The sequence below is a fragment of the Streptomyces sp. NPDC093261 genome, from assembly GCF_044753645.1.
Taxonomy (GTDB): Bacteria; Actinomycetota; Actinomycetes; order Streptomycetales; family Streptomycetaceae; genus Streptomyces.
Genome location: NZ_JBIVNO010000009.1, coordinates 184,865 through 206,308, shown reverse-complemented (window position 1 = coordinate 206,308; position 21,444 = coordinate 184,865). Strand labels below are relative to the sequence as shown.

General features: G+C 73.3%; 18 protein-coding genes, 7 tRNA genes and 1 pseudogene. 16 read left to right on the top strand and 10 right to left on the bottom strand.

The features are described from left to right. Position 1: 1 nt before the first annotated feature. The 4 genes from cbiE (at position 2) to ACIP94_RS20825 (ending at position 7,667) form a co-directional block, all read left to right on the top strand. Positions 2-1,213: a precorrin-6y C5,15-methyltransferase (decarboxylating) subunit CbiE gene (cbiE, locus tag ACIP94_RS20840; RefSeq protein WP_402427357.1), complete on the top strand. Its 1,212-nt coding sequence runs from the start codon at positions 2-4 to the stop codon at positions 1,211-1,213. Between the two features lie 345 nt (positions 1,214-1,558). Then, complete coding sequence (cobT, locus tag ACIP94_RS20835) at positions 1,559-5,272, top strand: nicotinate-nucleotide--dimethylbenzimidazole phosphoribosyltransferase (protein WP_402427354.1); 3,714 nt, start codon at positions 1,559-1,561, stop codon at positions 5,270-5,272. Positions 5,273-5,518: 246 nt separating this feature from the next. Then, positions 5,519-6,751 carry a uroporphyrinogen-III C-methyltransferase gene (gene cobA / locus ACIP94_RS20830; protein ID WP_402427351.1) on the top strand — a complete coding sequence of 411 codons (1,233 nt, stop codon included), beginning with the start codon at positions 5,519-5,521 and terminating at the stop codon, positions 6,749-6,751. Between the two features lie 97 nt (positions 6,752-6,848). Beyond that, positions 6,849-7,667, top strand: a complete 819-nt coding sequence (locus ACIP94_RS20825; protein ID WP_402427348.1) for a TrmH family RNA methyltransferase — start codon at positions 6,849-6,851, stop codon at positions 7,665-7,667. A 261-nt stretch (positions 7,668-7,928) separates the two neighbouring features. Here ACIP94_RS20825 and ACIP94_RS20820 read toward each other — a convergent pair whose 3' ends face one another. Then, positions 7,929-9,236, bottom strand: coding sequence for a serine/threonine-protein kinase (locus ACIP94_RS20820; protein ID WP_402427579.1), 1,308 nt, complete (start codon positions 9,234-9,236; stop codon positions 7,929-7,931). 601 nt (positions 9,237-9,837) lie between these two features. Between ACIP94_RS20820 and ACIP94_RS20815 the strand changes: the two genes are divergently transcribed. The 3 genes from ACIP94_RS20815 (at position 9,838) to ACIP94_RS20805 (ending at position 11,893) form a co-directional block, all read left to right on the top strand. Beyond that, a complete protein-coding gene (locus tag ACIP94_RS20815) occupies positions 9,838-10,044 on the top strand; it encodes a hypothetical protein (RefSeq protein WP_402427345.1) in 207 nt (68 codons plus the stop codon). A 542-nt stretch (positions 10,045-10,586) separates the two neighbouring features. Then, positions 10,587-11,525 carry a phosphotransferase family protein gene (locus ACIP94_RS20810; RefSeq protein ID WP_402427342.1) on the top strand — a complete coding sequence of 313 codons (939 nt, stop codon included), beginning with the start codon at positions 10,587-10,589 and terminating at the stop codon, positions 11,523-11,525. Positions 11,526-11,599: 74 nt separating this feature from the next. Further along, positions 11,600-11,893 (top strand): zf-TFIIB domain-containing protein, encoded by a 294-nt coding sequence (locus ACIP94_RS20805; protein ID WP_402427339.1) that lies wholly within the window; start codon positions 11,600-11,602, stop codon positions 11,891-11,893. Positions 11,894-11,938: 45 nt separating this feature from the next. Here the strand turns inward: ACIP94_RS20805 and ACIP94_RS20800 are convergent. From ACIP94_RS20800 to ACIP94_RS20780, 5 genes are all read right to left on the bottom strand, one after another. Beyond that, positions 11,939-12,010: transfer RNA gene (locus ACIP94_RS20800), tRNA-Val, on the bottom strand. A gap of 43 nt (positions 12,011-12,053) precedes the next feature. Next, positions 12,054-12,125: transfer RNA gene (locus ACIP94_RS20795), tRNA-Val, on the bottom strand. A 28-nt stretch (positions 12,126-12,153) separates the two neighbouring features. Next, positions 12,154-12,225, bottom strand: a tRNA-Val gene (locus ACIP94_RS20790). Between the two features lies 1 nt (position 12,226). After that, positions 12,227-12,300, bottom strand: a tRNA-Cys gene (locus tag ACIP94_RS20785). Between the two features lie 39 nt (positions 12,301-12,339). Further along, positions 12,340-12,412, bottom strand: a tRNA-Gly gene (locus tag ACIP94_RS20780). Positions 12,413-12,589: 177 nt separating this feature from the next. Between ACIP94_RS20780 and ACIP94_RS20775 the strand changes: the two genes are divergently transcribed. From ACIP94_RS20775 to ACIP94_RS20765, 3 genes are all read left to right on the top strand, one after another. Beyond that, positions 12,590-13,636 carry a chorismate-binding protein gene (locus tag ACIP94_RS20775; protein WP_402427336.1) on the top strand — a complete coding sequence of 349 codons (1,047 nt, stop codon included), beginning with the start codon at positions 12,590-12,592 and terminating at the stop codon, positions 13,634-13,636. Between the two features lie 127 nt (positions 13,637-13,763). After that, the gene (locus ACIP94_RS20770; RefSeq protein WP_402427333.1) at positions 13,764-14,585 is read left to right on the top strand and encodes an aminotransferase class IV; all 822 of its coding nucleotides are present in this window, start codon (positions 13,764-13,766) and stop codon (positions 14,583-14,585) included. A 52-nt stretch (positions 14,586-14,637) separates the two neighbouring features. Continuing rightward, positions 14,638-15,462 carry a GNAT family N-acetyltransferase gene (locus tag ACIP94_RS20765; RefSeq protein WP_402427330.1) on the top strand — a complete coding sequence of 275 codons (825 nt, stop codon included), beginning with the start codon at positions 14,638-14,640 and terminating at the stop codon, positions 15,460-15,462. A gap of 107 nt (positions 15,463-15,569) precedes the next feature. Here ACIP94_RS20765 and ACIP94_RS20760 read toward each other — a convergent pair whose 3' ends face one another. After that, complete coding sequence (locus tag ACIP94_RS20760) at positions 15,570-16,091, bottom strand: DsbA family protein (protein ID WP_402427327.1); 522 nt, start codon at positions 16,089-16,091, stop codon at positions 15,570-15,572. A gap of 210 nt (positions 16,092-16,301) precedes the next feature. On the opposite strand from ACIP94_RS20760, the gene ACIP94_RS20755 reads away from it, so the two are divergent. Beyond that, positions 16,302-16,772, top strand: coding sequence for a hypothetical protein (locus ACIP94_RS20755; protein ID WP_402427324.1), 471 nt, complete (start codon positions 16,302-16,304; stop codon positions 16,770-16,772). Positions 16,773-16,935: 163 nt separating this feature from the next. Further along, positions 16,936-17,088: a hypothetical protein gene (locus ACIP94_RS20750; RefSeq protein WP_402427321.1), complete on the top strand. Its 153-nt coding sequence runs from the start codon at positions 16,936-16,938 to the stop codon at positions 17,086-17,088. 255 nt (positions 17,089-17,343) lie between these two features. Here ACIP94_RS20750 and ACIP94_RS20745 read toward each other — a convergent pair whose 3' ends face one another. Next, positions 17,344-17,901: a CGNR zinc finger domain-containing protein gene (locus ACIP94_RS20745; protein ID WP_402427318.1), complete on the bottom strand. Its 558-nt coding sequence runs from the start codon at positions 17,899-17,901 to the stop codon at positions 17,344-17,346. A 294-nt stretch (positions 17,902-18,195) separates the two neighbouring features. Next, a complete protein-coding gene (locus ACIP94_RS20740) occupies positions 18,196-18,609 on the bottom strand; it encodes an SsgA family sporulation/cell division regulator (protein ID WP_003959770.1) in 414 nt (137 codons plus the stop codon). Positions 18,610-18,800: 191 nt separating this feature from the next. Between ACIP94_RS20740 and ACIP94_RS20735 the strand changes: the two are divergent. The 4 genes and pseudogenes from ACIP94_RS20735 to ACIP94_RS20720 all read left to right on the top strand — a co-directional run bounded on the left by ACIP94_RS20735 (position 18,801) and on the right by ACIP94_RS20720 (position 20,507). After that, a pseudogene (locus tag ACIP94_RS20735) lies at positions 18,801-19,236 on the top strand (TIGR02611 family protein). A 54-nt stretch (positions 19,237-19,290) separates the two neighbouring features. Then, positions 19,291-19,362 (top strand) — tRNA-Val (locus ACIP94_RS20730). A gap of 587 nt (positions 19,363-19,949) precedes the next feature. Continuing rightward, positions 19,950-20,396, top strand: coding sequence for an SRPBCC family protein (locus ACIP94_RS20725; RefSeq protein ID WP_402427315.1), 447 nt, complete (start codon positions 19,950-19,952; stop codon positions 20,394-20,396). Between the two features lie 39 nt (positions 20,397-20,435). Beyond that, positions 20,436-20,507 (top strand) — tRNA-Val (locus tag ACIP94_RS20720). Positions 20,508-20,599: 92 nt separating this feature from the next. Here the strand turns inward: ACIP94_RS20720 and ACIP94_RS20715 are convergent. Then, on the bottom strand, positions 20,600-21,325 hold the full coding sequence (locus ACIP94_RS20715; protein WP_402427312.1) for a 3'-5' exonuclease: 726 nt from the start codon (positions 21,323-21,325) through the stop codon (positions 20,600-20,602). Positions 21,326-21,444 lie beyond the last annotated feature (119 nt).

Here is a 21,444-nt window from a genome sequence, read left to right as displayed (position 1 = left end):
GATGGCCGACCGGGTCACGGTGATCGGCTGGGACGGCTCGCCGCTGACCGCCGCGGCGCGCTCCGCACTGGGTGCAGCCACGCTCGTCGCCGGCGCGGCCCACCACCTCGCGCTCCCCGAGGTGCCGCAGTCGGCCGAGCGGATCCGCCTCGGCAGCCTCGCGCTCGCCGCCCGCCGCATCGCCGCCCACCGGGGCACCGCCGTCGTCCTCGCCGACGGCGACCCGGGCTTCTTCGGCGTCGTACGCACCCTGCGCGCCCCCGCCTTCGGACTGGAGGTCGAGGTCGTCCCCGCCGTCTCCTCGGTCGCCGCCGCCTTCGCACGCGCCGGGATGCCCTGGGACGACGCACAGGTGGTCGTCGCACACCGCCGCACCCTGCGACGTGCGGTGAATGTATGCCGGGCGCACGCCAAGGTCGCGGTCCTCACCTCACCGGGTGCCGGGCCCGCCGAACTCGGTCTGCTCCTCGAAGGGGTCCACCGCACCTTCGTCATCTGCGAGGAACTCGGCACCGACCGGGAACAGGTCAGCGTCGTCACCTCCGACAAGGCCGCCGACCACACCTGGCGGGACCCCAATGTCGTCATCGTCATCGGGGGGCCGGTGACCGCGGCGGACGACGGCGGCTGGATCGCCGGCCGCGACCCGGGCGCCGCGCCGCGCGGCTGGGCGCTGCCCGCCGAGGCGTACGGCGGCGGACTCGGCGAAGGGGAAACGGATCTGCTGCGCTCCGTCCAACTCGCCCGCCTCGGACCACGGGTGGGAGACCTGGTGTGGGACATCGGCAGCGGCAGCGGGGCGTTCGCCGTGGAGGCCGCCCGCTGCGGGGCGGCCGTCCTCGCCGTCGACCGGGACCCGGACGCGTGCGGCCGCACGACGGCCGCTGCCCGCCGCTTCGGCGTCCAGCTCCAGGTGGTGCACGGCCTGGCCCCGCACGTCCTCGAGAACCTTCCCGAGCCGGACGTCGTACGCGTCGGAGGCGGGGGAGCCGCGGTGGTCTCCGCGGTCGCCGACCGACGCCCGCAGCGCATCGTCGCGCACGCGGCCACCCGCGACGCGGCCGAACTCGTCGGCCGGGACCTGTCGGAGCACGGCTACGACGTCGAGTGCGCTCTGCTCCAGTCCGTCGAGCTCGACACGCGGGCCTGGACGGAGAGGGAACGGAGTGTCGCGTTCCTGCTCAGCGGGCGACTGCCCGAACGCGCCCCGTGATCCGGTTGTCGTACCGGCGCGGTAGGCTGGCCGATCGTTGTACCGCACTTGGGTGATCCGGCATTTCGTCAGTCAATGTCCGGAAAGCATGCCTCTTTTGGGGGCAGTGTGGTACGGCAGAACCGGAGGGCGCGCAACGTGGCGCAGTCCACAGCGGGGCGTCGCGGATCAGGCTGCCAGGACGGCCGGACGGCCGCGACAATGCCGTTCAATGGCTTTGTCGTCATTGTTGGCGGGTCGTTCGTGCCGCTGGGCACGCACGCTCGTTCTTCACTGCGGGCGGTCGGCGCGCCGTTCCGGGCGAGCTGGTCGTAGAAGCACTAAACCGATGGGCGAGGGGTACGCATGACCGACACCGGCCAGGTCCCGGGCGAGGGGCTGCCGGAGAGCGCAGGCATGGTGGATCAGCCGGGCGTCCTCGCGCCGGGCGCGTACACCTACCTCGACCCCTCCGACGGCGCCACCGAAGACGACGATCTGCTCCTGATGCCCGGCCAGCAGGGCGCGTGGGGCAACGAGATGCCGCAGTCCGCCCCGGCCCCGGCGTCGTACCCCCACGAGCCCGGCCCGCACGAGACGGCCGGCCGGGACAGCGGCTCGATCGACCTCGGCGCCGTCCGTACGCCGCCTACCGCGCCCGTGTCGCAGCCGGCCCCGTCGCGCCGTCCGCTGCACCTCGGCCCGCCCATCCCCGACGCCTCCCTGAGCCCGGTGCGTTCGCTTTCCGACCGCGGTCCGGCGCACGCGCCGATGCGCCCGGCGGGACCGCCGACGACCGGCCCCGAGTACCTCGACGTGCCGCAGCCCGGGGACAACTCCCCGCAGGGAGCGGTGCCGTGGGGTGCCCCGAATCAGGCGCCGGTCCCGGGCCCGGTGGGTCATGAGGGGAGCGCCGCAGAAACGGTCGTTCCGGCTGGGGCGTCCGAGGCGGAACCGGTCGCGTTCGCCCCGGAGGCCCCCTCGTTCGCCCCGGAGGCCGCGCCGTTCGCCCCCGGGGCCGCCCAGGCTCCCGAGGGTTCGGGCCAGTTCGAGATGCCGGCGGCTCCGGTGGGCCCCCGGGCCCCGCACGCCCCCGCCACCCCCGCGCCCGCGGCGCCGGCCGCCTCCGAGTCGCAGCACGTCCCGGTCCCGCCGCAGGACGGCCGGAGTCTGCCGCACCACATCCCGGACCAGTCGCAGCGCATCCAGGGTCTGCCGCAGGACGCGTACGACCCGTCCACGGCCCAGCCCGCGGCTGCCCATCTGCCGCCCGACGCCGCTGTGGTCCCCACCCCCGACGCACCGCCCGCCGGCGCCGAGGACCCGGCCGCCGGTGCCGCGCCCGCCGCGGTGGGCGTACCGCTCCAGGCCGTCGAGCCGGCCCCCGAGGGCACGCCGGCCCCCGAGGCGTCGCTCGCCGGGGCCGCCGCGCCGACCCCCGAAGCCGTACCGGCACCGGAGACTTCACCCGCCGGATCCCTCCCGGTGGAGGCCCCGGACGGGCCGCCGGCCGCGGTCGCCCCCCAGGCCCCCCACGCGGCACCGGACACAGAGCCGTCGCACGCCGCTTCCCTCGCCGCCGCGCCGGACGCCCCGCAGCCTGCGGACGACGCGTCCGGCACGGGTGTGCCCGCGCAGTCGCCCGACGTCCAGACCACCGCGGCCCCCCTCGCGGAGCGGCCCGCACCGGACCAGCAGCCCGGCGTTCCCGATCCGGCCTCCGAGGCCGGTGTGCCCGCGCCGGACCAGCAGCCGGCCGGGGCGGGGCTCGGCGCACCGTCCCTCCAGATGGCTGACGGCCCGGTTCCGGATCCGGCGGCCCCGTTCCCGGAGCCCGCCGCGGAGGAGGCGCAGTCCGCGGGAGCCGAGCCCGTCCAGGCCGTGCCGGCCGCCGTCGCCGCCCAGGCCGCGGCGCCTCTGGCCGCCGCCGACCAGGTTCCCGGCGAGCATCCGGCGCACGAGGAGCAGGCCGCCGCCCCGGCGGAGTCCGGGACGGACCACGCGCTCGGCCGTTTCCTGCCGGTCGAGGGCACTGTGCCCGGTGGTCCGCATCTGGCCCCCACCCCGCCGCAGGCCCTGATCGTGCCGCCGGGCCCCGAGGGGCAGCAGGCCCTGGGCGAAGCCGCTCCGGCCGGCGCCGAGCAGCAGGAGCCGGCGGCCGCCGTACCGGCGACGCAGGAGTCCGTCGCCCTCGTTCCCGCGCCCCGCGAGGGCGAGGCATCAGCCCGGGAGCCGCGTCCCGCGCACCCCGAGCCCGAAGTCGCACAGCAGGCGGAGGACCTGGACACCCGGGCCGCCGACCAGGAAGAGAGCACGGCCGCAGTGGCAGACGTCATCGAGTCCACCGGCCCGGCGGCGCCCGGATACGACGACGCCGAGCGGGAGACGGTGCTGCGCGTGATGCGCGAGCGCCGCGACATCCGCAACGGCTTCCGTGGTGACCCGATCCCCCACGACGTGCTGCTGCGCGTCCTGGAGGCCGCCCACACGGCGCCCTCCGTCGGCCACTCGCAGCCGTGGGACTTCGTGGTGATCCGGTCCGCCGAGACCCGCCGCACCATGCACGAACTGGCCCAGCGTCAGCGGGAGGCGTACGCCAAGTCGCTGCCCAAGGGCCGGGCGAAGCAGTTCAAGGAACTGAAGATCGAGGCCATCCTCGACACCCCGGTCAACATCGTGGTCACCGCCGACCCGACCCGTGGCGGCCGCCACACCCTCGGCCGGCACACCCAGCCGCAGATGGCCCCCTATTCCTCCGCGCTCGCCGTCGAGAACCTGTGGCTCGCGGCACGCGCCGAGGGCCTCGGCGTCGGCTGGGTCAGCTTCTTCGACGAGCGCGAGATGGTCCGCGCCCTCGGCCTGCCCGAGCACCTGGAGGTCGTGGCGTACCTCTGCGTGGGCTACGTCGACGAGTTCCCGGAGGAGCCCGAGCTGATGCAGGCGGGCTGGTCCAAGCGCCGCCCGCTGTCCTGGGTCGTCCACGAGGAGACGTACGGGCGTCGCGCGCTGCCAGGCGAGGAGCCGCACGATCTGCTCGCCGAGACCGTGGCGGGCATCCGCCCGCTGGACGCCAAGGCGCTCGGCGAGGCCTGGGAGCGGCAGAAGCGCATGACCAAGCCCGCGGGCGCGCTCGGCATGCTGGAGATCATCTCCGCGCAGCTGTCCGGGCTGTCCCGGCAGTGCCCGCCGCCGATCCCGGAGCCCGCGGCCGTCGCGATCTTCGCCGGCGATCACGGGGTGCACGCCCAGGGCGTCACCCCCTGGCCCCAGGAGGTGACCGGCCAGATGGTCGCCAACTTCCTCGGCGGCGGCGCGGTCTGCAACGCGTTCGCCAACCAGGTGGGCGCCGAGGTCTGCATCGTCGACGTGGGCGTGGCGGCCGACCTGCCGGCGACCCCGGGCCTGCTGCCGCGCAAGGTCCGCGCGGGCACGGCGGACATGACGACCGGCCCGGCGCTGACCCGCGAAGAGGTCAAGCAGGCGATCGAGGTCGGCATCGAGACGGCCCGCGATCTGGTGGCGGCCGGTAACAAGGCGCTGCTCACCGGTGAGATGGGCATCGCGAACACCACGGCCTCCGCCGCCCTGATCGCGGTCTTCACCGACACCGACCCGTCCGAGGTGACCGGACGGGGCACCGGTATCAACGACGAGACGCTGGCCCGCAAGACGGAGGTCGTGCGCCGCGCGATCGAACTGCACCAGCCGGACCCGGCCGACCCGATCGGCGTCCTCGCGGCGTTCGGCGGCCTCGAACACGCGGCGATGGTGGGCCTGCTGCTCGGCGGCGCCTCCCTGCGCACCCCGGTGATCCTGGACGGCGTCAGCGCGGGCGCCGCCGCCCTGGTGGCCCGCGCGATCGCCCCCGAGGTCCTCGCGGCCTGCATCGCCGGTCACCGCAGCGCGGAGCCCGGCCATGTCGCCGCCCTGAACAAGCTCGGCCTGCGCCCGCTCGTCGACCTGGACCTGCGTCTCGGCGAGGGCACCGGCGCGCTGCTCGCGCTGCCGCTTGTGCAGAGCGCCGCGCGGGCGATGCACGAGGTGGCGACGTTCGACTCGGCGGGAGTCACGGAGAAGTAGAGCGGTGCCGGGGCCCCGCGGCCCCGGGCCTCTCGTCATCGGGCCTCTCGTCATCGGGCCGGGCGCGGGCCGCCGTTGCCCGCGCCCCTCACCGCAGCGCGCAGCCCACCCTGCGCGGGCCAATGTGCCCAGGGCCTGGGCCCACCTGCCCCGTCCGTCACCCGCACCGTAAAATCCGCATGTCAGGGCCGCTGCAGAGCCGCAGAGGCATCGTTGCGCACCGCCTGGACGAGGAGCAGCACCTCCATGGCCGAACACCCCCCGTACCCCGTAGGGCTTCGCCTCGCCGGCCGCCGCGTGGTCGTCCTCGGCGGCGGCCAGGTCGCCCAGCGCCGTCTCCCGGCGCTGATCGCGGCCGGCGCGGACGTCCGTCTCGTGTCCCCCGAGGCGACCCCCTCGGTCGAGGCCATGGCGGACGCGGGGGAGATCACCTGGCTGAGGCGCCCGTATCGGGACGGGGACCTGGCGGACGCCTGGTACGCCCTCATCGCGAGCAGCGATCCCGAGGCCAACGCGGCCGCCTCCGCCGAGGCGGAGCGCCACCGGGTGTGGTGCGTCCGCTCCGACGACGCCGACGCGGCCACCGCCTGGACCCCGGCGACGGGCCACAGCGAGGGCGTCACGGTCGCCGTGCTCACGACCGAGGCCAAGGGCCGCGACCCCCGGCACACCGCCGCCATCCGCGACGCCGTCGTCGAAGGGCTGCGCGACGGCACGCTCGTGGCCCCGCACCACCGCACCCGCACCCCCGGGGTCGCGCTGGTCGGCGGCGGCCCGGGCGACCCCGACCTCATCACGGTCCGCGGCCGGCGCCTGCTCGCGGAGGCCGACGTGGTCATCGCGGACCGGCTCGGCCCCCGTGACCTGCTCGCCGAACTGCCGCCGCATGTCGAGGTGATCGACGCGGCGAAGATCCCCTACGGCCGCTACATGGCCCAGGAGGCCATCAACAACGCGCTGATCGAGCATGCCCGGCAGGGCAAGTCGGTCGTGCGGCTCAAGGGCGGTGACCCCTTCGTCTTCGGCCGCGGGATGGAAGAGGTGCAGGCACTGGCCGAGGCCGGCATCGCGTGCACCGTGGTCCCGGGCATCTCCAGCTCGATCTCGGTGCCCGGCGCGGCCGGCATCCCCGTCACCCACCGTGGTGTCGCACACGAGTTCACCGTGGTCAGCGGCCATGTAGCCCCTGACGACGAGCGCTCGCTGGTCGACTGGCCGTCGCTGGCCAGGCTGACCGGCACCCTCGTGATCCTCATGGGGGTCGACAAGATCGGGAAGATCGCCGAGACGCTCGTCGCCCACGGCAAGGCGCCCGACACACCCGTCGCCCTGGTCCAGGAGGGCACCACGGCCGCCCAGCGCCGGGTCGACGCCACCCTCGAGACGGTCGCCGAGACCGTACGCGCCCAGGACGTGCGGCCACCGGCCGTCATCGTCATCGGCCCGGTCGTGAAGCAAGGCCCGCGTCCGGGCGCGTGACCGGGCCCCACCGACCTGTTCCAGCCGTTCGTAACCCGCGGTAACCCGGCCCGTTCCAGCCGTTGGCACCGCTCCCAGGACAAGGCAGTATCACCCTGTGGCCGATCTCATCACCGTCGAGGACCCCACCGACCCGCGGCTTCGTGACTACACGGGCCTGACCGACGTGGAGCTGCGCCGCAAACGCGAGCCCGCCGAGGGCCTGTTCATCGCCGAGGGCGAGAAGGTCATCCGACGGGCCAAGGCGGCGGGGTACGAGATGCGCTCCATGCTGCTGTCCGCGAAGTGGGTCGACGTCATGCGGGACGTCATCGACGAACTCCCGGCGCCGGTGTACGCGGTCAGCCCCGAGCTGGCCGAACAGGTCACCGGCTACCACGTGCACCGCGGCGCCCTCGCCTCCATGCAGCGCAAACCGCTGCCGACGGCGGACGAGCTGCTGGCCGCCGCCCGCCGGGTGGTGATCATGGAGTCGGTGAACGACCACACCAACATCGGCGCGATCTTCCGCTCGGCAGCCGCGCTCGGCATGGACGCGGTCCTGCTGTCGCCCGACTGCGCCGACCCGCTCTACCGCCGCAGCGTGAAGGTCTCCATGGGCGCGGTCTTCTCGGTGCCCTACGCCCGCCTCGACACCTGGCCGAGGGACCTGGACGCGGTCCGCGGCGCGGGCTTCACCCTGCTCGCGCTCACCCCCGACGAGAAGGCGAAGGCGCTCGACGAGGCGGCACCGCACCGGATGGAGCGGGTCGCGCTGATGCTCGGCGCGGAGGGCGACGGCCTGTCCACCCAGGCGCTGGTCGCCGCCGACGAATGGGTCCGCATCCCCATGGCCCACGGAGTGGACTCCCTCAACGTCGGCGCGGCGGCCGCGGTGGCCTTCTACGCGGTGGCCACCGGCCGCCCTCAGCCCTGACGGGCCGCGTCCCACGGTCCAGCCGGCGGCCGTCCCCGGTCCAACGGGCGGCCGTCCCCGGTCCAACGGGCGGCCGTCCCCGGTCCAACGGGCGGCCGTCCCCGGTGCCGGCGGGCCGCCACCCCGCTCCTTGACGGCCCCGGTGGCCACAGAAGGGGGCGACCGGGTGCAGGCGCCGCTCAGCCGTCCACAGTAGGGGGCGGGTGGGTGCGGGCGCCGCTCAGCCGTCCACAGTAGGGGGCGGGTGGGTGCGGGCGCCGCTCAGCCGTCCTGGCTCAGCTCGCTCCTGTACTGCCCGGCCATCAACGGCCCGGGCAGGGGAGCGTGCGACTGCTCGAGGCGTACGTCCTTGCGTACGCGCCCGTCGTCCAGCCCGCGCGCCGGGCCCTGACAGCCCTGGGCGGCCGCGATGCCCAGCGCCACCAGCAGCGTCACCACCACGAACACGAACAGCCGCTGGCGCAGCAGCCGGGGGTTGGCCGGGCGGCGGCCGGTCCCGGTGGTGCGGGGCGCCGGCCGTCCGGCCCCGCTGCGCGGAGCGGGCCGGCCGCCCGAGCGGGTCGTGTTGCGCTGCGCGGGCGTCGGGCGCGTCCCGGGACGGGAGCCGGTGCTGCGGGGCGGGGGAGTACCGGGCCCCTGAGGGCGCCGTACGGTGCGCTGTTCGGCGTACTGCTCCGCCAGCCGCCCGGTCGGCCGGTCCGGCTCGCCGCGCTGGGCGGGCGGCCGCACATCCGTGAGACCCTGCGCCTCCCGGGCCGCGATCTCCTTGAGCCGCAGGGAGAGTTGAAGCGTGCTGGGCCGTTCCTCGGGGTCCTTCGCCAGACAGGCGCGGACGAGCGGGGCCAGCGCGTCCGGCACCCCGTGGAGCTGGGGCTCCTCGTGCACCACGCGGTAGAGCATGACCTCGGAACTGCCGTGCCCGAAGGGGGAGTCGCCGGTGGCCGCGTACGCCAGCGTGGCACCGAGCGAGAACACGTCCGTGGCCGGAGTGACGGCAGCCCCGCGCACCTGCTCGGGAGCGAGGAAGCCGGGCGACCCGACGGCCGTGCCGACGTGGGTGAGCGTCGAGGCGCCCGTCGCCCACGCGATGCCGAAGTCGATGATCCGCGGCCCCTTCGGGGACAGCAGGATGTTGGACGGCTTCAGATCGCGGTGGACGACCCCGGCCTCGTGCACCGCCACGAGTCCCTCGGACAGGGCGGCGCCCACGGCGGCCGTGTCGGCGGCCGAGAGCGGTCCCTCCTCGGCGACCTTGTCGTGCAGGGAGGGGCCGGGCACGTACTGCGTGGCGAACCACGGACGGTCCGCCTCGAGGTCGGCGGCCACAAGGCGCGCCGTACACCCACCACGAATCCGACGTGCCGCCGAGACCTCACGAGCGAACCGCGACCGGAACTCCTGATCCTCCGCCAGGTCCGGCCGGATCACCTTCAGCGCGACCCGCTGGCCCCGCTTGTCGGAGCCCAGGTAGACGACGCCCATCCCGCCCGCGCCGAGCCGCCGGTGAAGTCTGTACGAGCCGACGACACGCGGGTCCTCACGCCTCAGGCGCATCATCGCCATGTCCATCCCCGCTGCCCGGTCCGTCTGACGAGCCACAGCTTACGTTTCCACGGCCATGTCCGCGCAGAGGCCGCGCCCTCTCGCACCGATCGAGTGTCCGTGCGGGGCGGGAAACTTGAAGGTCGGTCAGGAGAGAGGCGAACGGGCCGGCCGCGCATGGTTCTTGACCTCAACAGGCCTTCAGAGTAAGGGGGTTGGATCCGTGAGGGGTGACCGTGCCGGGACGGCCGTGGACGCCGGGTCACCGACGCGCAGCGACGCGGTGGTGACCAGGGGTGTGGATCACCGGGTGGCGGCCACGGTGCCCGGGGGAAGGGCGGAGGTGAGCGAAGTCACCCGGTGAGCGCCGCGAGGGCGCGGGCGGAACGGGCGCGGCGGTTGTCCCCTCAGGGAAGACCCTGAGACCTGGGACCGCGTCTCCACCCAGGGGAGTACGCCGCAGTTCTTCGCTCATCCTCCGGGAGGCCCGGCAATCGATACGAGGGCATGACGTGCACGGCGCGCCCGGAGCCTAGATTTGAGGTCAAGCGGCGGGTGGAGCACTCGTCCCCCGAGGTCAGACACCCGCCGCTGCCACGACAACAGAATCACGGTCAGGAGAGGGACCATGGCCCACACGGCACCGCGGACGCTGATCCGCACACGGGGACGCAGGACGTACGCGGCGTTCGGCACCCGCCGCCCGGGCCGTCGCCACCCGCTGGTGGCGGCCGTGATGGTCCTCCCCCTGGCGGCCCTGCTCGTGTACGCCTTCGGCGGCTGGGAGGCAGTGGTCACACAAGCGTCGTCCGTGGGCGTGATGCTGGGGCGCTGAGCGGCGCCCCAGGCCCGGAAGAGCGGTCCGGGCGGGGACATCCACCCATGAAACCCCGTGGGGACGGGGGTGCGGCGGACGGCACAGACGCCCGCGCAGCTGGGGAGCTGCGCGGGCGTTGCTTTTGGCGGGGGACCCGTCGAGCCCGGGAAGGCTGCATCCTGGCCCGGCGCGGGGAGGTGCCTCCCGGCCCGGCCCGGGAGGCGGATTACTCCCCGGGCTGTCTGAGAGGCACGGGGCTCGCGCAGAGCGCCGGGTGCCCGCCGCAGCGCCTGGCTCGTGCCCGAGCGGCCGGTGTCCGCCGCACCACGGGCCCGTGCCGGAGCACCGGCCCGTGTCCGACCCCCCGGCCCTTTCATCCGGCCCCTGCACGGCCCCGGCCCTGTCACGCGGCCCCTGTCCGACCCCTGGCCCCTGTCCGACCCCCTGCCCACCCCCGGCCCCCTTCACCCGGCCACCGCCCACCTCCCGGCCCCCTCCACCCGGCCACCGCCCGGGCCCGTACCCTCCCGACACAGCCCTCCGCACACCTCTGGGGACCCGTGAACGTACTCCTGCCCGCGCTGACGGCGACGGTGCGCTCCGCGGCGCATCCCGCCGACGGGGCCTGCCGCTGCGCGATCGCGGGCGCGGTCCTGGCCGAGCGCGAGGACGACGCGGCCGTCGTCCGCCACGGCGACACCGTCGCCAAGGCCCACGCCCCCGGCACCGACCCCGTCGAACTGTCTCTCCGGCTCGCCACCGCCGCCCGGCTCCCCGGCATCCTGCTGACGCCTCTCCGGCCGGCCCCCGTGACCCTCCACGAGCGCCTCGTCACCTTCTGGCCCTACGGCACCCCGGTGGATCCCGGCATCCCCGAGGCCGCTCCCTGGGAGGCCGCCGCCACGCTCCTGGCGCGGCTGCACCGGGCCCCCGCTCCCGCCGGACTGCCGCCCATGCGCGGTCCCGCCAAGGCCGCCCGCGCGCTCGGGCGCCTTCGCGCGGCCGGTCCCCACCCCGCCGCCGAGCCCGTCCTGCGCGCCTGGGCCGCCCTCCCGGCCTGGGCCCGGGCGGAGGCTCCCCCGCCGCGCGCGCGGACCCTGTGCCACGGCGATCTCCACCTCGGCCAGCTCGTACGCCACCCCGCGGACACCGGCGGATGGCTGCTCATCGACGTCGACGACCTCGGCGTGGGCGACCCGGCCTGGGACCTGGCCCGCCCGGCCGCCTGGTACGCCTGCGGTCTGCTCCCGCCCGACGAGTGGTCCCGCTTCCTCTCCGCGTACCGGGAGGAGGGCGGCCCGGCCGTCCCGTCCACGGGCGACCCCTGGCCGCTGCTCGATGTCCCCGCCCGCGCCCTCACCGTGCAGACGGCGGCCCTGGCCATCGCCAAGTCCACGGCGGCGGGGCGCCCCTTGGACGAGGTGGAGCAGGCGGTCGTCGACGCCTGTGTCCGAATGGGGGCGATTCCGCCTCAATTGGTGCAAGCAGGTGCCCAGTAGGCTGCAACCGATCGGCTTCGATCCGAGTCCCTATCCGGCGAAGCAGCACCGAAGTGCGAGGAGTTGAGCAGACCATGCAGTGTCCGAAGTGTTATGCGCCGATGCACACGTACAACCGCAACGGCGTCCAGATCGAGCAGTGCAGCGGCTGCCGCGGCATCTTCCTCGACTACGGGGAGCTGGAGGCGCTGACCCGCCTGGAGTCCCAGTGGGCCCAGCCGGCCCCGCCGCCCCCTCCCGCCCCGGGTGGCTACCCGGCGGCTCCCGCCTGGGGTGCCCCGCACGGCGGCCACGGGGGCCATGGCGGTCACGGTCACTACGGCCACCACGGCCACAAGAGCTTCGGCCACATGCTGTTCTCCAGCTGAGCCCACGACGAAGCCCCCGGCCGCAGGGCCGGGGGCAACGGGGTGTGGACGATACTGGGATTGAACCAGTGACCTCTTCCGTGTCAGGGAAGCGCTCTCCCGCTGAGCTAATCGTCCTCGGGACCACGACCGCTCCGGGGAGACGGTCGGGGGTACTGCGTGCGCGATACTGGGATTGAACCAGTGACCTCTTCCGTGTCAGGGAAGCGCTCTCCCGCTGAGCTAATCGCGCTGGTCGGACACCCGTCGCCGGGGTCCAGTGGACGATACTGGGATTGAACCAGTGACCTCTTCCGTGTCAGGGAAGCGCTCTCCCGCTGAGCTAATCGTCCTTGGAGGTGGAGACGGGATTTGAACCCGTGTAGACGGCTTTGCAGGCCGTTGCCTCGCCTCTCGGCCACTCCACCAGGAGTGCAGGGGGTCGGGAAGATCCCCTGGTTCCTTCGAGCGGACGACGAGGCTCGAACTCGCGACCTCAACCTTGGCAAGGTTGCGCTCTACCAACTGAGCTACGTCCGCTTGTCTTTTCGGAACGCTTGCGCGTCCCGGCGACGTGTTGAACTCTAGCGGATTCCCGGGCCAGTACAAAAACGCGTTTGCGCAGCGTGCTGCGCTGCACCTGGTCGCGTACATGGTCAGGGTCCCGCGAGGACATGCGTGAGCCACCTCCGCGACACCCGCCATAGACTCGGCTGTGTGTCCGACCTCCCTCCTCTCGCGCGTTTCGGTGATCGCGTCGCCAGCGGTCTCCGCGATGTCACCAGCGATCCCGCGGCCCTCGACTCCACCGGTTTCTGGGCCGTCTGCGCGGACTACGAGGGGCGCCTGACCTGTGCCCGCTTCGCGGACGTACGGCAGGAGCCGGTGCCCGCCCCCCGGCCCGGGAGGTGGCGGGGCCCGGCGGTCGGTGACTGGACGTCCTCGCTCGACCGCGCCGCGTACACGGCCGGCGTGCGCCGGATCCGCCGGCACATCGCGACCGGCGAGGTGTACCAGGTGAATCTCTGCCGCGTGCTCTCCGCGCCGATCGCGCCCGACGCCGATGTGGACGCCCTGACCTCCGTGCTGGCCCGGGGCAACCCGGCACCGTATGCAGGAACGATTCGCCTGCCGCGTCACGGAGTGGAGACGGCCACGGCGTCCCCCGAACTGTTTCTGCGCCGCGACGGCAGCTCCGTGTCCTCCGGCCCGATCAAGGGCACCGCGCGGACCGAGGCGGAACTCCTGGACAAGGACTACGCCGAGAACGTGATGATCGTCGATCTGGTGCGCAACGACCTCGGGCGCGTCTGCACCACGGGCAGCGTGACCGTCCCCGATCTGTGCGCCGTCGAGAAGCACCCCGGGCTGGTCCATCTCGTCTCCACCGTCCGCGGTGAGCTGCGCGCGGACGCGGGCTGGCCGGAGCTCCTCGCCGCCACGTTCCCGGCCGGGTCGATCACCGGCGCCCCCAAGTCCAGCGCCCTGCGGATCATCGACGCCCTGGAGACAGCCCCCCGTGGCCCCTACTGCGGCGGCATCGGCTGGGTCGACGCGGACCGGGGCGTGGGTGAGCTGGCCGTCGGCATCCGCACCTTCTGGATCGACCGGACCGCCGGTGACGCCCCCGTGCTGCGCTTCGGCGCGGGCGCGGGCATCACCTGGGGGTCCGACCCCGAGGGGGAATGGCATGAGACCGAACTGAAGGCCGCCAGGCTGCTCGCGGTAGCGTCGGGGCAGTACCAGGGCACGGGACCGGCATGAGCTCCCTCCCGTGCCGTGCCCATCCGGGGGGCGGCGCATCCGTGCGCGGCGTGGTCGTGGGCCGGACTCCCGGCCGCACCCATGCGTCGGATGACGCTTCCGCCACCATTTTGCGAGGTAAAGACCAGTGAAGCTCTGGCTCGACGGCGGGCTGCAGGACATCGACGCCGCCCGCGTCTCCGTCTTCGACCACGGACTGACCGTCGGCGACGGCATCTTCGAGACCGTCAAGGCCGCCGACGGCCGGCCGTTCGCCCTGACCCGCCACCTCGAACGGCTCACCCGCTCGGCGCGCGGCCTGGGCCTGCCCGACCCCGACCTCGACGAGGTGCGCCGCGCCTGCGCCGCCGTCCTGGAGGCCAACCCGATGCCGCTCGGGCGCCTGCGCATCACCTACACCGGCGGTTACGGCCCGCTCGGCTCCGACCGTGGCGACCGGGGCCCGACCCTCGTGGTCGCCGTCGCCGAGAGCACCCGGCGTCCCGACTCCACCGCCGTGATCACCGTGCCGTGGACCCGCAACGAACGCGGCGCGCTGGCCGGCCTCAAGACCACCTCGTACGCCGAGAACGTCGTCGCTCTCGCCCGGGCCTGCGAACAGGGCGCCTCCGAGGCGCTGTTCGCCAACACCCTCGGACGGCTCTGCGAGGGCACCGGCTCGAACGTCTTCGTCGTCCTCGACGGCGAGATCCACACCCCGCCGCTCGCCTCCGGCTGCCTGGCGGGCATCACCCGCGCGCTGACCCTCGAGTGGGCGGGGGCCAAGGAGACCGATCTGCCGCTGGATGCGCTCGAGCGTGCGGACGAGATCTTCCTGACGTCCACGCTGAGGGACATCCAGGCCGTGCACCGGGTGGACGGCCGCGAACTGCCCGGCGCACCGGGACCGGTGACCGCCAAGGCCATGCGGATCTTCACGGAGCGGTCCGGGGACGACCTGGACCCGTGAGGCCCGGAAAACCGGGCTGACACGGATCGCCGCCGCGGGTAGAACACTCGTGATGACCACGACCCTGCGGCCGACCGAGCCGCTTCGACAGCATGAGGACGGAACGCGTTCACGGCACTATCTGGTGTGTGTGAACGGCCGTCCGGTCGGTGCGCTGCGGCTGGCCACGCACCCCGAGTACGGGCCCACCGTGGCGCGCCTGGAGGACCTGCGCATCGAGGAACCGGACCGGGGCAGGGGCCGGGGCACCGTGGCCGCGCTCGCCGCCGAGGAAGTGGTACGGGGCTGGGGCTGCGCGCGCATCGAGGCGTCGGTGCCCGGGGACGCCGAGGCGGCCCTCCGGCTCATGACGGCGCTCGGGTACGTCCCGCGCAGCCGCAACATGGCCAAGAGCCTGGGATCCGGCCCGCCCCGGCTGCCCGCCGGCAGCGCCGCCCGGCCCATGACCGAGGCGGAGTACGGGCCGTGGCACGCGCGTGACCAGGAGGGCTTCGTGCGCGACCTGGTCGCGCGTGGTGTGACGGAAAGTCAGGCCCGCATCAAGGCGGAACGGAACCACACCCGGTTCCTGCCGAACGGCCTGGCGACCGAGAACATCCTCATCAGCGTGCTGGAGCAGGAGGGGAACCCGGTCGGGACCCTGTGGCTCGGGCTGTGGCCCGAGACCGCGTTCGTGCTCGGCGTCGACGTCCGTCCGGAGCAGCGGCGCCGCGGCCACGGCCGCACGCTCATGGCCCTGGCGGAGGCACAGGCGGCCGGGGCCGGCCGGGACCGCATGGGACTCAATGTCTTCGCGGGCAACACCCCGGCCGAACGGCTCTACGCCTCACTGGGGTACGAGACGACCGCGTACCACCTGTACAAGGAACTGATCTGAGGGCTGCCCGAGGGACCGGTCCGACGTCTGTACGAGGGACCGGTCCGGGGCTCACCCGTCGGTACAAGGAAGCGGTCCGACGTCTGTACGAGGAACCGGTCCGAGGCTCACCCCTTCTCGGCCAGCAGCCGGTCCACGATCTCCTCGATACGCCCGCGCAGCCCTTCCTGGCTCTTGCCGCCGTCCAGGCGCTCGCCGCCGACGACGTAGGTCGGGGTGCCGGTGACGCCGATCGCCTTGCCCTCGGCCTGGTCGGCGTCGACGATCAGGATGTGCCGGCCGTCGATCAGCGCGGTGTCGAACTCCTCGGCGTCCAGGCCGAGTTCACGCGCCACCTCGACCAGGAACGCCTCCCCCTTGCGGTCCAGCTCCTCGACCCGGGCGAGCACCGCCTCGACATACGGCCAGCCCTGCCCCTGCTCGAGCGCCTCCTCGGCGGCCTGCGCGGCGGCGAAGGCGTGCCGGTGCTTCTCCAGCGGGAAGTGCCGCAGCCGCAGCTCCAGCCGGCCGCCGTAGCGGGCACGCAGCGCGCGCAGGTCATCGAGGGCGCTGCGGCAGTCGGGGCACTGGAGTTCGCACCAGACGTCGAGGACGGGCGCGGCGGCGGGTACGGGGGAGGAGTCGCTCATGGTCACCAGTCTCCCAGCCCCGGCGACCACGCCCCAAACGAGACCTCCGGACCCGAGCCGGAGAGCGGGCGGGACCTTCCGGGGTGGAGACGGGGGCGGGGCCGCTGCGCTCGGGGGTGGACACGCTTGCGCACCCTGAGGACGAGCCGACCCGGAGATCTCCCTGAGGTCCGCTCCGACCATGGCCCAGGGGGCGCGAGGCGGTGCAGGATGGAAGGGACGAACCCCACCGAGCTGTGCCTGGAGGACCGGATGATCGCCGAGACAGTCTGTTCCGCCGTCTCCGTGGCCGGCCTGGGCGTCGCGGCCGTCACGGCCTACCGCAAGCGTTTTCTCGCGGCCGCCCGCATCGCCGCGTACTCGCTCGTGCCCGTCGGCCTGGTCATGACCGGCCTCGTCGGCTGGCTGGCCCACACGGCGTTCAGTCCCGTGGCCTGGGCGGGCTTCGGCGTGCTCGGTGTCGCCTGGCTCCTCTTCCTGACAACCCGCGCCGTGGAGCGCCGAAACCGTGGGCGCAAGGAGCGCGGAGCGGACAAGAGCGCGCGGCGGGAGGCGGTCGCGCCCTCCTCCTCCGAGCCGGCCCTCGGCCCCGGGACCCGGCCCGCGGGCAGCCCGGGCAGGGGCGATTCCGCCGACGACTTCGGCGACATCGAGGCCATCCTGAAGAAGCACGGCATATGACGGATTGAAACGACACAGTGATCGGACGGCGCGCGCCCGACGATCACGAGAGACCACACGGAGATCAACTTCGGTCCCGGTGTCGCGGATATCGGCGAACTCCCTCGCATTACGAGCGTGTTGATCGCGGAGCGGGCGTGGGCTGCGTCATCATCGCCGCGAGATGCTGGACAGAACCCAGAGCGACACCGGCGTGCCTCCCGAGGAACGCCGGGGTTGTCTCTTCGCGCTTTCCCAGCCACCGCTGATGATCTTCCTTGCGGTGATCGGCTGCCTGCTGCTCATGGCATCGCTGCACGACCTGCTGCTGCTCTGAGCCGTATGCGGAGCCCCTGGCGCCACCCGCCGAGGGCTCCGTCAGCCCCGCCAGGGGAACGCGCCGAGAGGGTCCATGTTCGGCCACATCGGCGCTCACGGAGCGTAGCGGAACCGAAGACTCCGTCCGCCTCGGCTCCGAAGGCACCGGCGGGGCCGCGACGGCTTCCGGCCGACCGTGGACCAACCGTGCGCCCACCGCGGGCCGGGCGAGCGTGCGCCGGCGCCCCGCTGCCGGGAAGCGGCCGGACGCGGCTCAGCCCGCCGCTTCCTTGCGGCGCGCCCGGTACGCAGCGACATGGAGACGGTTTCCGCAGGTGCGGCTGTCGCAGTAGCGGCGGGAGCGGTTGCGGGAGAGGTCGACGAACGCGCGCCGGCAGTCGGGTGCCTCGCAGTGCCGCAGCCGTTCCTGCTCTCCGGCCACCACGAAGAACGCCAGCGCCATTCCGCAGTCCGCGGCGATGTGGTCGGCGACGGAGGCGCCGGGCGCGAAGTAGTGCACATGCCAGTCGTAGTGGTCGTGATCGGTGAGCCGGGGCGTGGTGCCGGCGGCCGCCACCAGTTCGTTGATCAGTCCGGCCGCGGTCCGGGCATCGGGCGCGGCGAAGATCGTGGCGAGCCGCCCGCGGATCCTGCGCACCGCCGCGAGGTCGAACTCCGACAGCACACCGACATCGCTCAGATCGTGCTCGCGTGCGAAACGGTCGAGGGTGGCGACATCCGGAAGCCCGTCCGTCTCGTCGCCCTCGGGTGCGGTGTTCACCAGATCCACTACGAGGTCGAGCGCGCACCGGGTGTCGTGGGTGATCAGCACGTGTCGCTCCCTGGCCTGGGGGTCGGGCGGACGCCCGCCGATGCTGGCCGAGCCTAGCGGCTCGGCGCCGCCATGGGGCCGTCACGGGCCCAAGCCGTGATGTCGGTTGGCCGCGTGACGCCCGGCGGAGCGTTCACGCCACGACCTGGAGCCGTGTGGTCACTCCGCGCGCACACGCCAGGGCGCCGCCTCCGCGAGGGCTCGCGATGACGGCGCCCGGGTGTGCCGTATGCGGTTGTCCCGGCCCGAGCCGTCTCCCCGAGTGGACGGCGCCGGGTGGCTACGGGTGGTGCGCTAGCTCTCCGCCAGGATGTGGGAGAGCTCGGTGTCGAGATCGAAGTGGCGGTGCTCCGTGCCCGGCGGCACGGCTGCGTCCGTCCGCTTCAGGAACGACTCCAGTGCCCGCGCCGGGGCCTCGAGCAGAGCCTCGCCCTCCGGGGAGCTCAGGGCGATGCACACGACGCCCTGACCGTGACTACGGGACGGCCAGACGCGGACGTCGCCGGTCCCGGTGGGCCGGTGCAGGCCCTCGGCGAGGAGGTCGCGGGCGAACACCCACTCGACGGTCTCCTCGGCTCCGGTATGGAAGGTGGCGTGCACGGCGTAGGGATCGGCCGTGTCATACCGCAGTCCTGCGGGAACAGGCAGTGAGGACTCGCTCGACACAACGAGGCGCAGGTGCAGCTCGCAGCTGACCGTGGTGTTCATAAGCGCCAGGGCCTTTCGCTCAGTGTGCGCTCGGGGATTCGCACGTCGGCGAAATCGACATGCCACCTACGGTGCCGTTGTAAACCCCTCTGAGAGTTTTGCCTGTCTTTACGTACCTCATCCGGCCGAGACGCTCTTCGGGCGATACGTCCATTCCGGTGACCGGTTTCTCTCCGGTGCGGTTTGGTCGTATGAATACGGGGAGTGACGAGCCGCGCGAGAGTGCCGTGTCCGAGGAGCGGCGGAAGTCCGAGCGGGCCCTCGGTTCCCGGGCGCCGGAATTCATCCGGCGGCGAGGGGCCCTGCGTCTCAGCCGGCAGGTGGGCGTTTTCGCGGTCGGCCTCGCGGTGGTCGGCGCGGGCGTGGTCATGCTTCCGCCGCCCGGTCCCGGCTGGCACGTGACCTTCGCGGGTCTGGCGCTCAGGGCGACGGAGTTCGTCTGGGCCCGGCTGGTGCTGCGCCGGACCGGGCGGAAGGTCACCGGCGGCTCAGCGGGCGCTCGACCCCGAGCTGCGCCACCGGAACATCGCCCTGACGACGGCGGGCATGGCGATCGCCGCGACCCTTGCCGGGGTCCATGTAGGGAAGTTCGGCCTCGTCATGCCCCGGAGCATCGGGCAGGAGTGATCCGGCCCTGGTCCGAGGCACCCCCTGACATGGGGTAATGTTCTTCCTGCGCCCGGGCGATTAGCTCAGCGGGAGAGCGCTTCGTTCACACCGAAGAGGTCACTGGTTCGATCCCAGTATCGCCCACAGCACCGAGGGTGGCGGGGGGGGGGGGGGCCCGCGCCCCCCCCCCCCCCCCCGGGGGGGGGGGGGGGGCGCGCGCCCCCCCCCCCCCCGCCACCCTCGTCGTATGCGCACCCCCTGCGGGCCCAGCTCGGCAAGCGCTTTCCTTAATCGATTCACGACCGTGAGGGCATCGCCGCGGGAAACGGTCACGGTCCACTGCGCCTCGTGGGCGCCGGCGCGCGCGAAGTGGATCGGGAAGAGGGTCAACCAGTCCCGCCGGGCTCGTCGAAAGGGAAGCACCCGGAGAGCGAGGTGAAGACGGACTTCCGTTTTCCCTGGCCTTTTGGGAGAAGTTCCGGATCAGGCGGCCGACGGGAATCCCACGGACGTATTCCACAACACCGGCGCATTCCCCGGGAGTACGGCGGAAGAGGCGTTGTTCCCGGCCTCAAGTCCGAGGTGGATGCCGGGAATTCGACGACGGGCGGGTGCCGCGAGCGCCGCCGCACGGGCGACGGCGCTCGCACCGCGAGTCTGGTCCGCCGCACCGCGTACGGCATGAGTACGGATACTCAGATACCCGCGGCGCTCCCGGGCACACTCTGTCCATGGACCGGAACCACTACCGCTTCCGCAGCCTGTGGCCGCTGCCCGCGCCCCCCGCGGCCGTGTACGCGGTGCTGGAGCGCGGCGAGGACTACCCGAGGTGGTGGCCCCAGGTGCGGGAGGTGATCCGGCTCGACGACACCACCGACGTCGTCCGGGTCCGCTCGCTGCTCCCGTACGACATCACCTTCACCGCGCGGGAGGTGCGGCGCGACCCGGCGGCCGGGGTCCTTCAGGCCGCGCTCTCCGGCGACCTCGAGGGCTGGGCCCGCTGGACGGTCACCGCGACCGCCTCCGGCACCCTCGCCCGCTACGACCAGGAAGTCGAGGTCACCAAGCCGTTGCTCAGGCGCTGGGCCGTGCCCGGGCGGCCCGTCTTCCGCGCGAACCACTGGCTCATGATGCGGGCGGGACGCAGGGGACTGCTCGCGCGTCTGCGAGCGGTTTGAACGAACCGGCCCCGGACCTGTATTCTTCACAGCGTTCCCGGGCGATTAGCTCAGTGGGAGAGCGCTTCGTTCACACCGAAGAGGCCACTGGTTCGAACCCAGTATCGCCCACCCGGAGAAGACCGGTCCGTCACAGACGGACCGGTTTTTCGTGTGCGGGGTGCCGGGGTCCGGAAGGGCTGCCTCCCGCCCGCGGGCCCACGTCAGGCGGCCGCCGGCAGCTCCGGGCGCAGCGGCCAGGCCGGGTCCACCACCTCCTCCGAGCCGCTGCGCGCGAACCACGCCTGGAGCCCCCGTGCCTGCGCCGCATGCCACCCGGTCTGCAGGGTGTGCAGCTCGACCGGCGTCAGCCGCTCCAGACGGGCCGCGTAACGGCGCCCGAGCGCCCGTACGACGTCCAGGGCGGCCATCGCGTCCGCCGCCGCGTCGTGTGCCCCCTCCAGGGCGACGCCGTAGTGCGCGCAGAGGTCGGTGAGGGTGCGACGGCCCTTGCGGTAGCGGTCCAAATGCTTGTCGAGGACCCGCGGGTCGAGCACGCACAGCGGCTCCGACGCGAACCAGCGGTCCAGCGCGGAGGCGCGGTGACGGCGCAACTCCCGGTCCAGGAGCGTCAGATCGAACGGCGCGTTCATCACGACCAACGGCCGTCCCAGCGCGGCATGTTCGCCCAGCTCCCTGGCTATCTCCTCCATCACCGGCGACGGCCAGCGGCCGTTGTGCTGGAGATGTTCCTCCGTCAGTCCGTGCACCGCCGTCGCCTCCGCGGGCACCGGCACGCCCGGGTTCACCAGCCACCGGCTCACCCTCGGCCGGGTGCCCGGTGCGTCCTGGACGACGACGGCGGCCGACACGATCCGGTCGGTCTCGACGTCCACGCCCGTGGTCTCCGTGTCGAACGCGGCCAAGGGGCCCTCGTACCAGCACGCCATACGAACTCAACTCCTTGTTCATCTTCGGCAGTTGACGTACCGTCTTCTGCCCGTTTGGTGATACCCGGGCTGTTTGCGTCGTACGCCGGGAGGAGACAACAGGAGTACGGGTCTTTGCA